The organism is Syntrophomonas curvata (assembly GCF_052976825.1).
In genome coordinates, this window is the sequence record NZ_CM129641.1 from 2,004,297 (window position 1) to 2,018,159 (window position 13,863).

The following is a 13,863-nucleotide window of genomic DNA, read 5'->3' on the forward strand; positions in this document are numbered from 1 at the left end:
AGAAATACGTGTGTAAGCAGAATTTAAACGTACGGGAGTGATAGCGATGCGGACCCTGGTAGCCACTGCCCTGGCCAATGCTAAGGGTAAGGACGTATACTGTGCCGCCAGAAAAGTGAGCGATGAACAGATAGCCATTATCCGTCAAACCAATCGTCAGAGCCTGGAAGAGATGGGCTTTACCTTTATAAAGCTGCTTTCCCTGGATTATCCTGATGTCAGAGGCCACGCCATATTCTTTGAAGGGCATATGGATGAAATGGCAAAGATACTTAAAAAAGTTGAAAAAGGGTATTAAAAAACCCGGGTTGCAAATACCCGGGTTTAGCCTTTATTTAAGCGTTAAACGGATAAACTTCCTCTTGCCCACCTGTACCACCATGGCGTTTTCTGCTTCTATGTTTTCTTCTTCATATCTTTCGCCATTGATCTTGACTGCCCCCTGCTTAAGCATACGCCGTCCGTCGCTGGTTGAGTCCACCATGCCTTGTTCGTGCAGGAATTTTGGCAGCCATAATTCTTTTTCCTTTACTATAGCTTCGGGAATATCTTCCGGTATATCACGTTGGGAAAATACCAGCTGAAATCTTTCCTGGGCCTTTTGGGCCTCTTCCCTGCTGTGATAAATGGTTATAATCTCACGGGCCAGGCGCATTTTGATATCCCGGGGGTTGGCGCTGCCTTCCCGCATAGCCTTTTGCATGCTGTCTATCTCATCCTGGGCAACCATGGTCACGAGTTCAAAGTAGCGGGTGATTAGTTCATCAGGAATAGACATAGTCTTGCCGAACATCTCATTGGCATCCTCGTTCACCCCTATGTAATTCCCCAGGCTCTTGCTCATTTTCTGTATTCCGTCAGTGCCTTCGAGTATAGGCATGGTTAGGGCTACCTGTGGTTCCAGGCCATATTCCTTGAGCAGATTTCTGCCCACCAGTAAATTAAACTTCTGATCCGTCCCGCCCATTTCGACATCGGCCTTAAGGGCTACTGAGTCATAACCTTGCATCAGGGGGTATAAGAACTCATGGATTCCGATGGGAAGCCCTTCTTTATAACGTTTTTCGAAATCATCTCTTTCCAGCATCCGCGCCACGGTATATTTTCCCGCCAGACTCAAAACATCCGCCAGGTTTAACGGCATCAGCCACTCACTATTAAAGCGGATAATGGTCTTATCCCGGTCCAGTACCTTGAATATCTGTTCCTTGTAAGTGGCCGCATTGATCTGTACCTCTTCCTCCGTCAGCTGTTTGCGGGTTTCGGATTTACCGCTGGGGTCGCCAATCCTGCCGGTAAAGTCACCTATGATCAGGTGAACCTCGTGGCCTAAATCCTGAAACTGGCGTAATTTATTGAGCACCACGGTATGCCCCAGATGTATATCAGGGGCGGTAGGGTCCAATCCCAGTTTTACCCTGAGAGGGCGGTTTTCCTTGATTGACCGGTAGAGCTTCTGCCTTAACTCCTCTTCCGGTATTATCTCGGCTACCCCGCGGCGAATGAGCTGCATCTGCTCATTTACCTTAAGATCTATGTTTTTACTCACTCGATAACCTCCTTGCTTTAAAAAATGATAGCATATGCTTGAAAGTGTGTGCAATAATTAGAGCTGTAAAGGCATATATAGTATTGAAACCTGCGCTTTGCAGGAGATACGGGTAGCATTGTCAAATAATCTAACCATAATTTATCCAGGAGGCTAGTTTTTTATATGGTAAGCTATAATCCACAATCCAGAAAATCGAAAAAAATAAAAAAAAGGGCCATATTAACTGTTGCTGTGGTGCTGCTGCTGATATTTGCGGGCAGTGCGCTGGGCGTAGTCATTTTTACCGCCAGCAGACTCCCGTCCTGGGATCCGCAGCAATTATCAGGCGCCAAGACAACTCTGCTCTATGATGATGAAGAGCAAATAGTAGCCCGGCTCCATGCTGAAGAAAACCGGACTGAGGTCAAGTTGGACAAAGTTCCTCAAGATCTTGTCAATGCCTTTATCGCTACCGAAGATCAAGATTTTTATGACCACCACGGGGTGAACTTTAAGGGCATAGCCCGCGCGGTTTTCTATAATATTCAATCCGGGGACCTAACCGGCCAGGGTGCCAGCACAATAACCCAGCAACTGGCGCGTAACGCCTTCCTCTCTTTCGATAAACGCTGGGAGCGTAAATTAAAAGAAATGATAATCGCTTTTAAGCTGGAATCAGCCTATTCCAAAGATGAAATACTTTCCATGTACATGAATAAAATAAACTTTGGCGCCGGCGCTTATGGAGTTCAGGCTGCGGCCAACACCTATTTCGGCAAGAATGTTGAACAATTAAATCTGGCCGAATGCGCTTTACTGGCAGGTTTACCCCAGAGCCCCAATGCTTATAATCCCTTTCAATATTATGACCGGGCTAAAAAGCGCCAGGAAATCGTGCTGAATAATATGCTTAAGTGTGGTTATATCGATGCCGCCCAGGCTCAGGCCGCCAGCCAGGAAGCCCTGGTATTCAAAAAAGCGACCAATGCCAACACCAGGTATGGATATTATATTGATTCGGTTATAGACGAAGCTATAGATATCCTGGCCAGCAAAAAACTCAGTTCCGACCCTAATAATGCAGTTTATCGGGGAGGACTGAAAATATATACCGCCATGGATGCCGACGTACAGCAATATGCGGAAGAGTTATACGCCAACCCGGCCAATTTTCCCCGCGAGAGTAAAGGCGGCAACATCGTCCAGTCAGCCATGGTAGTGATCGACCATTCAAACGGTGAAATAAAGACCGTGATCGGAGGACGCAGCTACGAACGTAAGCGCGGGTTCAACCGGGCCACCAGCGCTTACCGCCAACCAGGCTCATCCATAAAACCTATAGCCGTTTATGCTCCTGCTCTCGAAAACGGCTATATGCCCTTCCATGTTTTAAATGACGCCCCGGTTTCCTTTAAAATAGGAAATACGATATGGACTCCGCATAACTATGACGGCAAATACCGGGGCCTTATTCCCATGCGCACCGCGGTGCAGTGGTCAATCAATGTTTACGCTGTACAGATGCTGGATCAGGTAGGTATTAGAAAAAGTTTTGATTTTGCCCGCTCCCTGGGCTTGCAGTTGGTGGACTCCCCAGGTACCAACGACCTTAGCCTTTCCCCCCTGTCGCTGGGAGGGCTTACCCGGGGGGCAACGCCGGTACAAATGACAGCGGCTTATTCAGCCTTTGCCAATGGAGGCGTTTATAGCAAGCCTCATTGCATTACTAAAATTGTTGATGCTCAGGGCCTGGAAATCTATAGTTATAAACCCGAGGATAAAAGAGTGATGACCGAAGAAACGGCCTGGTTGATGAGCGATATGCTGCAAACGGTGTGCAACGCCGGAACCGGTACCAACGGCAGGGTCCCCGGCATAGTTACCGCCGGTAAAACCGGCACCACAGAAGAGCACAAGGACTCCTGGTTCTGCGGCTTCACCCCGGGTTATGCCGCTGCCGTATGGATGGGTTACGACAGTGACCATGCCATGAGCGGCGAATCCGGCGGCGGCTATCCGGCTCGCCTGTTCCGGGCGGTTTTACAGAAGGCCCATCAGGATAAAAAGTTTGCGGCTCGAAAGATGCCGGCAGGTATTACTAAGACAACGGTTTGTTCCCTCTCGGGCAAGCGGCCGTCGGAAAGTTGCCCTGACGATACTGTTATCTCCGATTATTGCGCCAAGCGTTTTCTGCCGGAAGAAACCTGTGACCAGTTGCATGAACTTATCTATATTTGTCCGGAATCAGGCAAACTGGCCGGCAAGTACTGTCCCAATCCGCAGATTTTATCCCCTTTTAAACCTGGTGATGACGGAAAGCTTCCCGAGGTCCCCACGGAAAAGTGTGATATCCATACTCAGGCGCCGCTGATAGATTTGAATAATAATAAGTATGACCCCTCTTCCGGAGGAGAGGTCTATATTTGCGCTGACCCGAGGCATGGCGGGGAAATATATCGGGCGAGATTCTCCGGTCCTCTGCGCAGCGGCGGCTGTCCCGACATGTATATTCAAAAGATTGAGTTACCCGCCGGAACCAGTATTCCTGACTGTCCCCTGCCTGATCACCAGATAAAAAGCAAAAAGCCCAAAGAGGTCATAAATGATTTCCTGGATCATTAAACAACTAAGGGAAGCGCTGCCTGCATTTGCTGCAGGCAGCGCTTTTAGTGTTGATCAACATTTCTGCCTCCTATTTCTTAAACGGCTGCTTGCCTGTGCCCGAAAGGTATGCCCTTGGGGTGCGGTCTTCGGCCGTGACGGTTAATTCAGTTCTACTACGGTAACTCCATGTCCTCCTTCTTCCATGAGTCCATCCCGGAAGGTCTTGACGTAGCGGTGGCCCTTCAGGTAATTGCGCAAAGCCTTGCGCAGGGCTCCGGTTCCTTTGCCATGGATAACCCGGACCGAATCCAGACCTGCCAGATTGGCATCCTCCAGATACCTGTCAACGGTCAGGAGGGCATCCTCGGCCAAAAGGCCCCGGACATCAATCTCCTTGCTGATATGTTGAGCCTTCTCCAGATAAGTCTGGTTGCGCCACTTGATTTTAATCTCCTCCGGTGACTGAGCTTTACTCACCTGCGCTTGTTTTACATTTAGCTTCAGGATTCCTACCTGTACCAACATTTCGCCTTGGCTGTTGGGCCCTTCCAAGACGTGGCCCTTTTGGTTGATATTTTTGACATGGACATAATCGCCGACCCTTATCTCTTCGTCTCCTCCGCCTTCGGGCTCGAATTCCAGCCGCACATCCTGTTCCAGTTGTTTCAGCCTCTGCCGTTTCTTTTCAACTTCGTGCCATTTAGGCGGCTTATCCCGTTCCTTTAACAATTCCTTTAAATCCCGGATGGCTTCTGCAGCTTCATCTTTGACCAGGCGCAGATAATCCTGGACTTCCTGCCGGGCTTTGGCCATAATTTCTTCCTGTTCCCGCTGATACCCGACCTTTTCTGCCTCCAGAACTTCCTTTTGCCGGAGCAACTCGGCTCGCAGAGCTTCGCTTTCGCGTAAAGAGTCTTCATAATACCGTCGGCTCTCTTTCAACTGGCGAATCATGTTGCCCAGCTCCATTTCGCTGCGCGGTACCAGTTCCTGTGCCCGCTGCACCAGGGAGTTTTTCAGTCCTAATCTTCCGGCTATTTGAAAGGCATTGCTCTGGCCAGGCATGCCTATGGTTAATTCATAGGTGGGTCTGAGATTAACCGGGTCAAATTCCACACAGGCATTTTCCACCCTCTCATTCTGGTAAGCATATTTTTTCAATTCACTTTGGTGGGTGGTAACTACCGCCCGTGCTTTTTTACTTCTGAGTTCTTCCAGAATCACCCGGGCCAGGGCGGCTCCTTCAACCGGGTCGGTACCTGCGCCCAGTTCATCCAGTAAAACCAGGGAGTGACCATCGACCTGTTCCAAAATCCTGATAATATTTTTCATATGGGAGGAAAAAGTGCTAAGTGATTGTTCTATGCTTTGCTCGTCACCGATGTCGACATAAATCGATTTAAAAACAGCAACTGAGCTGTTTTCCCGGGCAGGAATAAACATGCCGCACATAGTCATAAGAGTAAGCAGACCCAGGGTTTTTAAAGCTACCGTTTTACCGCCCGTATTGGGTCCGGTTATGACCAGAATATCAAATGCTTTTCCCAGCTCAATGTTCACCGGAACCGCTTTTTCTCCCAGCAATGGGTGGCGCCCCCGTCTTATTTCAATTATACCCTGGGAATTAACCCGGGGCCGGAAAGCGTTCTGTTTATAGGCCATACGGGCACGGGCAAATATAAAATCGAGCTGGTCCAGGACCTTCATATTAGCTGAGAGTTCGCCGGCAAAAGCCGCCACCGCCCGGGTAAGCTCCCGCAGGATTCTTTCAGTCTCACGCTTTTCCTCCATCTGCAGACTGCGGATACGGTTATTATGCTCAACCACTGCCAGGGGTTCTATGAAAACAGTGGCCCCGCTGGCCGATTCGTCATGAATGATTCCCTTTACTTCGTAGCGGTATTCCTGCCTGACCGGAACCACGTAACGACCATCTCTTTCGGTAACAATGGCATCCTGCAGCAGCTTCTGGTTATTTCCGGAGCGGATAAAATCCTGCAGGTACTCACGAATACGGTTACGACTGGTATTAATCTGATTTCTGACGCTTTTCAGAGCAGGAGAAGCATCATCTCTCAACTCCCCTTCTTCGCTCAAAGCCGCCCGCAGTTGCTTTTCCAGAGCAGGACTTTCCTGCAATCCTTCAAGCAGTTGTCCCAAAGAGGGGTATTTTTCTTTAGCGGCATATTGCACAGCCAACCGGCCTGCAGTTAAAGTTCTTTGCACATCGTAAAGCTCCGCCGGATAAAGGATGCCGTCTGCCCGGGCTTTGGCCAGGTAAGGGTCCAGCCGCTGCAGCCCGCTCAGAAACCCGGTATCACCGAAACGAAGGGCCTCCATGGCTTCTCCGGTTTCGTCCAGCCAATGGCGTATCTCGGCTTCATTACCGGAGGGAGCCATACCCTGAGCCTTTATTCTGCCGCCTTCACTATAGGCAAGCTCAGCTAATTGGCTTTGCATCTTATCAAATTCAAGTTTCATCAGGCTATTTTTGTCCATTAGTTATAATACCCCTCGATAATAGTGACATTTTGTAAATTCCGAAGGACTTAGATCCAGCAACCGGGCTTTGAGAGCATTGTAATCGGGTTTAATTCCGGCCCCAAGCTCGTTCAAAGCCGTTCGATAAACAGCAGCTATTCCCCCTACCTGGCGGGCGGTTTGCCGCCGGGCTTCAATTCTTACACTTCCTATTCCCAGGGCCAGCACCTTATCCAAATCATCCAGCAGGCAAAGGGTACGGGAGTTAAAAAGATAAAACCGGCAATCACTGTCCCCCATAACGGGAAACTGGTAACCTTTGTCATCCCGGATACGGTAATCAGCCTTACGGCAGTAGGCCGGGCATTTTTCCTCTTCATTTCCCAGCAGGGCTCGTAAAACACAGAACTGGGAAAGCATGAGGATCAATTCACCCTGTACCAGCACTTCGGTTTTGTCAAGCGGCCTCAAATCCTGCAGCTGTCTGAAGCTCAGCTCCGGTGACAGGCATACGCTTTCCGCCCCGCTATTAAGCAGGTAGTTCAAGGTTATACTGTTAAACACATTCAGGCTGTAATCCGCCCGGACGCATAGTTTTCTGTCCTGGGCCCATTTCAGGCTGCCCAGGTTTCCAACCATTATAGTATCACAGGAAAGCTGTAAAAGTCCTTCCCATTCTTTTTCTTCTCCCGGTTTCTGAATACGGGGAAGGGAGGGTACAATCTCACAGCCTCCGGAGTTGGCCCGGCTTATCAAGTCAGCCAGAGATTTTATAGATACCGGCCGGGCCCTCCCCAGTCCCTCCAGGCCGATGTAAATCCTGTCAGCACCGGCATCCATGGCGGCACGGGCTTCATCCGCCCCGCTTACCATTATACTTAAGAAAGTACCGGCATGTTTTTCGGCTTTCTTCGGTTTTGCCGGTGAGGGTGCATACTGCCGGTAAAATGTCCGGTAGTCTTTTTCTATTGCCGGATATTGATAAGGTTTCAGGTATGCGGCCCGCAACTGCTCTACCGCCTGTCGCCGGGCCTCGTTCAACTCGCTCAGGGGAATTATTAATTCCCCGGTACCGGCAAGGGTCAAATCGGCCAGGGTAAAGGGTGTATTCCCCAGCCTGCCCAGCTTATCGCGCAAGCGGGCTTCATCCAGTCCATGCCTCTCGGCAATCTGAGCCGGGCTTTTACTGAAGACTTGAGCCTGGTTCCCCTTCCTGTCCTGAAAAGTTATTTTTACCGCTTTCCCCGGGCTCATTACAACCTCGGCATCAACTTCGATTTTCCCGCTGCTGTACTCCCTGGCGCTCCGGGCAGCCTTTTCCAGAAGCGGGGCATCATATATCTTAAAGACCCTGTCTCCAGATGAAACCCGGCCTTCAATTTTCAGCTCCACGACATCACCCCGGGCAGCACAGCTTACATCCCGGCCGCCGGCTTTCATATCCCTGACATAGGCTACCGGGTTTTTGCCCCGGGTTACCCAAAATTCAATGCCATCTCCCCGGCTGAGCTCGTCGCTTAACTTCAGCCGGGTAAGTCCATCCTGCTCCTGTTTTAGAACCCGTCCGGTATAAACACCGCGGTTGTTGGGTCTTTTACTGCTTAAAAAGCCTCTGCGTTCGCCCCGGTAATAGCCGCTGGAAAAATTGCGGTTAAAAACCTGCAACATATCCTTTTTCAGCTGGCCGGAATCTTTGCGGGGATTCTGTTCCAGGAAATCCAAAGCTTCACGGTAGGAACGGGTCACTACTGCCACATATTCCGGCCGCTTCATCCGCCCTTCAATCTTCAGGGAAGTTGCCCCCATATCCCTGATGTCGGCCAGATAATCTATCAGGCAGAGGTCAGAAGGGCTGAGCACATATCGCCCCCTGTCCTCCGGTTGAGCAGAAGATGCGGGCTTGGCAGAATACAGGTCATAGGGCAGGCGGCAGGGCTGGGCGCAACGGCCCCGATTACCGCTTCTCCCCCCGACCATACTGCTGAAGAGACACTGTCCGGAGTAGGAAAAGCATAATGCCCCGTGGACAAACATCTCCAGTTCCATGGCCGGTACCGCCTGCTTAATTTGCCTGATTTCCTCCCCGCTCACCTCCCGGGCCAGAACTGCCCGCTTGACTCCAAGTTCCTGCAAATATTTTACCCCGTACGCATTATGTATGGTCATCTGGGTACTGGCGTGAACCGGCAGGGCAGGCATTACCTTCCTTAACGCATAGAGGAGGCCCAGATCCTGTATTATAACTGCGTCAACCGCCAGCCGGTACAGCTCATAAATATAGTCAAGCGCCTTATTAAACTCGGTGTTGTCTATCAAGGTATTAACGGCGGCGTAAATTTTTCGTCCTCTGATATGGGCATATTCGATGGCCTTTGCTATCTCTTCCCGGTCAAAATTTTCCGCCCCCTGGCGGGCGCTAAAATCCCTTCCCCCGATATATACGGCATCGGCCCCGTTTTCTATTGCTGCCGCCAGGGCATCCCAGCCGCCGGCCGGCGCGAGTAATTCCAACGATGACAAACCTCCTGTTAAAAAACTTAATTCTATCCGTGTTAGTGCAGATTGGGCTCGGCTATGCGTTTGACCCGGATCAGTCCCGAGCAGGGAATAATCTTGACCCCGTTGCTTTCCAACTGATCCAGGAAGAGGTTCATGCCCAGTGAATCACTGGCCATATGGCCCGCCACTATAACATTGATATTGTTTTCCCGGGCTTCCTGACGATGTTTATCCGGGATATGCATACAGATATAGGTTCCTATCCCGGCCGCAGCCAATTTCCCGTAGGCTTTTTCGGAGCCGGCGGTTCCCCCGCTCATTTTAACGAAGATTTTACCGGCCCGGCGTTTCTTATCCCCGGCCACAATCCGGGGCCCAGCTTTTACCTCACTGGCCTTCCGGTATTCCGGAAGGGTCAACAGGAGCTGAACAATATCGTCAACAGTGGAAATCTCGCTTTTAGCGATCAACTCCTGAAGAAAGTGGCTGACCATTATATCAGCCGGACTATGCACACAAACAAAAGGCAAATCCAGCAACCGGGCCGCGTCGACTGCCCTTTGGTGATTAAGGGGCATCATTCCCCGCTGAACCTCCGATATCCTGGAGGCCATTATGCCCTCGGCAATATTTATAGGAACTCCAGCCTTTTCCATCATGTCGGCCTGCGCATGCATTACATCGTGCAGGGCGGCTGCAGCCATACCTTCGGGATGATGGGCCAGCAGAAGGTCGATTTTGTGGCCCCGCTCCCTGAGCCGGTCGGCCAGCAGTATTTCCGGAGTCTCTATGTCTATGCCTGACATAACGGTGGTGATTTCCTCTTCACCCGTACCCACCAGGATTCTGGTATCGCTGTAAGGGTTGCGCAAGGTCTCCATATCATAAAAATCACGCTCTTGCTCACTCAGTTTCTCGAAATCGGCAAGTTTCTTTTCCAGCAAAGCAGAAAGATATTCCCCCCTCAGGTCATAGCGTTTACCCATGTCAACAGCCAGTTGGTATATCTCTTTAAGCTTCATAGCAACCTCCTTGATCTGCCTTTAGCGGTCTCGATTTTTCTCCAGGGATTCTACTTTATTATATATAAGATCCAGCCGGTCTTCTATTTTAGCCAAAATCTCTTCCAGCATAAACCCCTTGTCCTGAATGGACTCCTGTTCCTGGCGGGCGAAAAAATCTCCCCGGGACAGGGCTCCGCTAGTAGGAATCTCATTCCGCCTTAGCGGTTTTAATCCCAAATCGCGCAGCGAAACCGGTTCGTCCTCTTCTTTCAGGATAACACTGAATCCCCCGCAGGATTCAAGAACGCCTTTGTCAACCTCATCGATATCGCGAATCCCCTGCTTGCGCAGTTCCTGCAGGAGATCATCCACGTTAAATTTTTCCCGGGCGAGATTGTTTTTTATGATACGCCCGTTATCGATTAAGAGGACGGGCTTGCCGGTGATAAGGTTGGAAAGTTTATGGTTTTTGAGAGCGGCATAGCTCATCATGTATTCCAGCACTGCCAGGGTTGCCAGTATTATAATACCCTCGTAAAAAGGTATTTGTTTATCCAAAGCTATTGATACCACGGTGTGACCCACCCCGGTCATCACCACAAAATCAAAGGGGCCCAGCTCACCCAGCGCCCTTTTACCTAACACCCGCACCATCAATAAGGCCATGAAATACATGGCAGCAGCCCGCAGGACAAACTCTATCATGCTTATTCCTCCCGTTTAGAGCCTACTGCCTTAGTATTGAGTCAGAATCTATGGCTTTATTCCCGGGTACAGATAAGGTATATTCTTGAGGGATAGTTTAATGACAAGGGCTGCAAGGGGACGGTTCTTCCATCGGGTTTCCAAAACTGGAGAAGAACCGTCCCCTTCTCAGCCCTTACCTTACCTTAGCTCATCCCGGTTGAGAGCATTCAGGATGTCTTTAGCTTCCAGCCAGCCCCGGCGGGCGGTTATAACGCCGTAATTTATAAAATCCAACTCTTTTTTATGGTGGGCATCACTGTTGATAGCGACTTTTACTCCATGTTCTTTGGCCGTTCGAGCTATGTTTTCGTCTATATCCAGGCGGTCCGGATGGGAATTAATCTCCAGAGCAGTATTGCAGCGGGCGCAAACCTCAATAATTTCCTCTACTGCAATTTCATATCCGCTCCTCCGACTTAAAAGTCGTCCGGTCAAATGCCCGATTATGTCAACGTTTTCATTTTTGGCAGCCTCAATTATGCGCTCGGTCTGCTGCCGGGGCTCCAGCTTAAAATGGCTGTGAACTGAAGCGATTACAATATCCAGGTCCTTTAGGACCGGATCGGAAAAATCCAGCTCACCCGTTTTTAAAATATCCACTTCCGAGCCCTTTAAGATATGAAAATCATCAGTCTCGTTATTGAGAGCATCGATAACCTTGCCCTGAGCTTGCAGCCTCTCTTCGGTAAGTCCCCCGCTGATAGGCAGTGATCTGGAATGGTCTGTTATGGCTATATATTGATAGCCCCGGGAGCGGGCGGCAGCTGCCAAATCTTGAATCCGTTCGGAGCCGTCACTCCAGTTGGAATGGACATGCAGATCCCCTTTGATATCGGCCGCATTGACCAGCTTGGGTAGACTACCGTCAATGGCAGCTTCGATCTCCCCGGCATTTTCCCGCAGCTCCGGGGCTATAAAATCCATTCCCAGGCGGTAGTATACCTCTGCCTCACTATCTGAGCCTTCAAAATCCCGGCGGTCAAACCCGGCGAATATGCGTTTACGATGCTCTTTGGAGCCGGTGGTCCAGACCAGGCTATGGTAAAAATCAGGCGGGGGAACAATAATGGCTTCAAACGCTATTTCCCGACCCAGTTGGCCTTTTACCAGATCAGGTTCTATGTAATCTGTCCGGCTGACAGCAGGAAAGGCCTTGATATATTCGTGAACTGCTTTCGGGGTATTGCTGGCCAGCAACAGGTCGATGTCGCTGACCTGAGCTTTTCCGCGGCGGACGCTGCCGGTTACGGAGGCAGTTTCGATCAGAGGTGATTTTTGCAGGTAATCAAGCAATTCCCGGGCCAGCGGGAGGGCAATGCCCAAATTAATTTTTTTGCCCCTCTGTTTTATCTCTTCAATTCCCTTGATTATGTTTTCCTCAGTCCGAACGCCCAGCCCTGGTATATTGCGGATCTTACCCTCTTTGCAGGCTTCCCCGAGTTCATCCAGGGTCTCTGTTTTCAGATTATCGTATATCAGTTTAACGCTCTTATGTCCCAGGCCCGGAATAGCAAGCATGTCCAGCAATCCGGCAGGAACTTCACGGATGAGCCGGTCATAGTACGCACAGCTACCTGTCTTCAGTATTTCCTCAATCTTGGCTTCCACCGCATCGCCAATGCCGGGGATGTTTTTTAGCCGGCCTTTTTCGTAAAGAATGGCAATATCCTCGTCAAGATGGTAAACGGATTCGGCTGCCTTGCGATAAGCCCTGATTTTGTACGGATTGTCCCCTTTTATTTGCAGCATATCCGCTGTTCTTGCCAGGATTGCAGCCACTTCACGGTTTTTCATTTACTACCCCATTCTGTTTTTCTTTTCTTCTTCCAGGTTTTTTACCAGTTCGTCATAATCTTCCTGTAATTTGTTTAATTCATCCGCCAGGTTCAAAGCGGTTAACACTGCAACCTTGGTGCTTGACAGGTTCGGATTGCGCTGTTGTATCATCTTCATCCGCCGGTCCACAAAACCGGCCAGCATTTCCATGTATTCCGGATTTTCTTCACCCTTTACCACATATTCTTCGTTAAAAATAGTTACCGTAACCCTGTTAACAGCACTTTTTATGTCATCCACCAGGAACGCCCTCCTTAATATGGAATACGATTATAATTCGCTACGAATACATCATTTCCTTCTATAATACCACGGGCACAGTTCTCTGTTATTATTATGAATGAAAGCATAAAAGAGTGGAAGCACAGGAATGCGCAGAAAAAATTTTTCAGCAACCCATACAGTTAAGGGTACACCATAGAATACTACCATTTGTTGCAGAGCATGGTGCAATTGTTTTAAAAAAACAACATGTCACAAGAACCGTTCCCGTGATATGCGGTTCAAGTCGATGCGCCGGCCTTCAACAACATACACCACCATCTCGGCAATATTGGTGGTATGGTCGCCGATCCGCTCCAGATGGCCCGCTATCAGCAGCAGAGCCGTGGCCTGAGGTATATTTTTCTGGTCGCGCATCATGTAAATCAACAGTTCATTGAACACCTGTTCATAGAGCCCATCCAACTCTTTCTCCAGCGGCACCAGGGTCATGGCCAGGTCGTAATCTTCTGCGGTAAAAGCCTTTAGCGCCTTTTCCAGCATATCCTGGGCAACAACCGCCATACGGGGTATATCAATCAGGGGCTTGATGTAAACCTGTTCATGCAGATCATCAGCTATATGGGCTATGTCTTCGGCATGGTCCGCCATTCTCTCTATATCGATGATTATGCGAAATATGCCGGCAATCAAACGCAAGTCCCGGGCCAGGGGCTGTTTTAAGGCAATCAATCCCAGTGTTCTTTTTTCTATGTCCAGTTCCATATCGTCAATCAGGTCATCGTTTTTTATAACCTTCTGCGCCAACCGGATATCCTTGCCAGTCAATGCCTTAACCGCATTATCTACCTGCTGCTGCAACAAACGCCCCATTTTCAGCAGGTCATCTTTCAATCTGTCCAATTCATCCCGCAGCGAATCATGCGCCATAGCTTCTCC

10 protein-coding genes are annotated in these 13,863 nt (G+C 49.7%); 2 read left to right on the forward strand and 8 right to left on the reverse strand.

The window, feature by feature from the left end; genetic code table 11:
* The first annotated feature begins 46 nt into the window (after positions 1 to 46).
* On the forward strand, positions 47 to 298 hold the full coding sequence (locus ACU70B_RS08940) for a hypothetical protein (RefSeq protein WP_447183215.1): 252 nt from the start codon (positions 47 to 49) through the stop codon (positions 296 to 298).
* Positions 299 to 331: 33 nt separating this feature from the next.
* Here ACU70B_RS08940 and tyrS read toward each other — a convergent pair whose 3' ends face one another.
* Positions 332 to 1,513, reverse strand: coding sequence for a tyrosine--tRNA ligase (gene tyrS, locus ACU70B_RS08945; protein ID WP_447185741.1), 1,182 nt, complete (start codon positions 1,511 to 1,513; stop codon positions 332 to 334).
* A gap of 201 nt (positions 1,514 to 1,714) precedes the next feature.
* Here tyrS and ACU70B_RS08950 point away from each other — a divergent pair, with 201 nt between their 5' ends.
* On the forward strand, positions 1,715 to 4,153 hold the full coding sequence (locus tag ACU70B_RS08950; protein ID WP_447183216.1) for a transglycosylase domain-containing protein: 2,439 nt from the start codon (positions 1,715 to 1,717) through the stop codon (positions 4,151 to 4,153).
* Between the two features lie 141 nt (positions 4,154 to 4,294).
* Here ACU70B_RS08950 and ACU70B_RS08955 read toward each other — a convergent pair whose 3' ends face one another.
* The 7 genes from ACU70B_RS08955 to phoU all read right to left on the reverse strand — a co-directional run bounded on the left by ACU70B_RS08955 (position 4,295) and on the right by phoU (position 13,854).
* Positions 4,295 to 6,634 carry an endonuclease MutS2 gene (locus ACU70B_RS08955; RefSeq protein ID WP_447183217.1) on the reverse strand — a complete coding sequence of 780 codons (2,340 nt, stop codon included), beginning with the start codon at positions 6,632 to 6,634 and terminating at the stop codon, positions 4,295 to 4,297.
* Between the two features lie 3 nt (positions 6,635 to 6,637).
* Positions 6,638 to 9,127 carry a U32 family peptidase gene (locus ACU70B_RS08960; RefSeq protein WP_447183218.1) on the reverse strand — a complete coding sequence of 830 codons (2,490 nt, stop codon included), beginning with the start codon at positions 9,125 to 9,127 and terminating at the stop codon, positions 6,638 to 6,640.
* Positions 9,128 to 9,168: 41 nt separating this feature from the next.
* Positions 9,169 to 10,137, reverse strand: a complete 969-nt coding sequence (locus ACU70B_RS08965) for an NGG1p interacting factor NIF3 (protein WP_447183219.1) — start codon at positions 10,135 to 10,137, stop codon at positions 9,169 to 9,171.
* A gap of 21 nt (positions 10,138 to 10,158) precedes the next feature.
* Positions 10,159 to 10,824 carry a DUF421 domain-containing protein gene (locus ACU70B_RS08970; protein WP_447183220.1) on the reverse strand — a complete coding sequence of 222 codons (666 nt, stop codon included), beginning with the start codon at positions 10,822 to 10,824 and terminating at the stop codon, positions 10,159 to 10,161.
* 180 nt (positions 10,825 to 11,004) lie between these two features.
* A complete protein-coding gene (gene polX, locus ACU70B_RS08975; RefSeq protein ID WP_447183221.1) occupies positions 11,005 to 12,660 on the reverse strand; it encodes a DNA polymerase/3'-5' exonuclease PolX in 1,656 nt (551 codons plus the stop codon).
* Positions 12,661 to 12,663: 3 nt separating this feature from the next.
* Positions 12,664 to 12,942, reverse strand: coding sequence for a cell division protein ZapA (locus tag ACU70B_RS08980; protein WP_447183222.1), 279 nt, complete (start codon positions 12,940 to 12,942; stop codon positions 12,664 to 12,666).
* A 234-nt stretch (positions 12,943 to 13,176) separates the two neighbouring features.
* Positions 13,177 to 13,854: a phosphate signaling complex protein PhoU gene (gene phoU / locus ACU70B_RS08985; RefSeq protein ID WP_447183223.1), complete on the reverse strand. Its 678-nt coding sequence runs from the start codon at positions 13,852 to 13,854 to the stop codon at positions 13,177 to 13,179.
* Positions 13,855 to 13,863 lie beyond the last annotated feature (9 nt).

Coding starts and splice junctions, on each gene's coding strand:
- ACU70B_RS08940 (WP_447183215.1), top strand. CDS start 47: ATGCGGACCCTGGTAGCCACTGCCCTGGCCAATGCTAAGGGTAAGGAC.
- tyrS (WP_447185741.1), bottom strand. CDS start 1,513: ATGCAGCTCATTCGCCGCGGGGTAGCCGAGATAATACCGGAAGAGGAG.
- ACU70B_RS08950 (WP_447183216.1), top strand. CDS start 1,715: ATGGTAAGCTATAATCCACAATCCAGAAAATCGAAAAAAATAAAAAAA.
- ACU70B_RS08955 (WP_447183217.1), bottom strand. CDS start 6,634: ATGGACAAAAATAGCCTGATGAAACTTGAATTTGATAAGATGCAAAGC.
- ACU70B_RS08965 (WP_447183219.1), bottom strand. CDS start 10,137: ATGAAGCTTAAAGAGATATACCAACTGGCTGTTGACATGGGTAAACGC.
- ACU70B_RS08970 (WP_447183220.1), bottom strand. CDS start 10,824: ATGATAGAGTTTGTCCTGCGGGCTGCTGCCATGTATTTCATGGCCTTA.
- polX (WP_447183221.1), bottom strand. CDS start 12,660: ATGAAAAACCGTGAAGTGGCTGCAATCCTGGCAAGAACAGCGGATATG.
- phoU (WP_447183223.1), bottom strand. CDS start 13,854: ATGGCGCATGATTCGCTGCGGGATGAATTGGACAGATTGAAAGATGAC.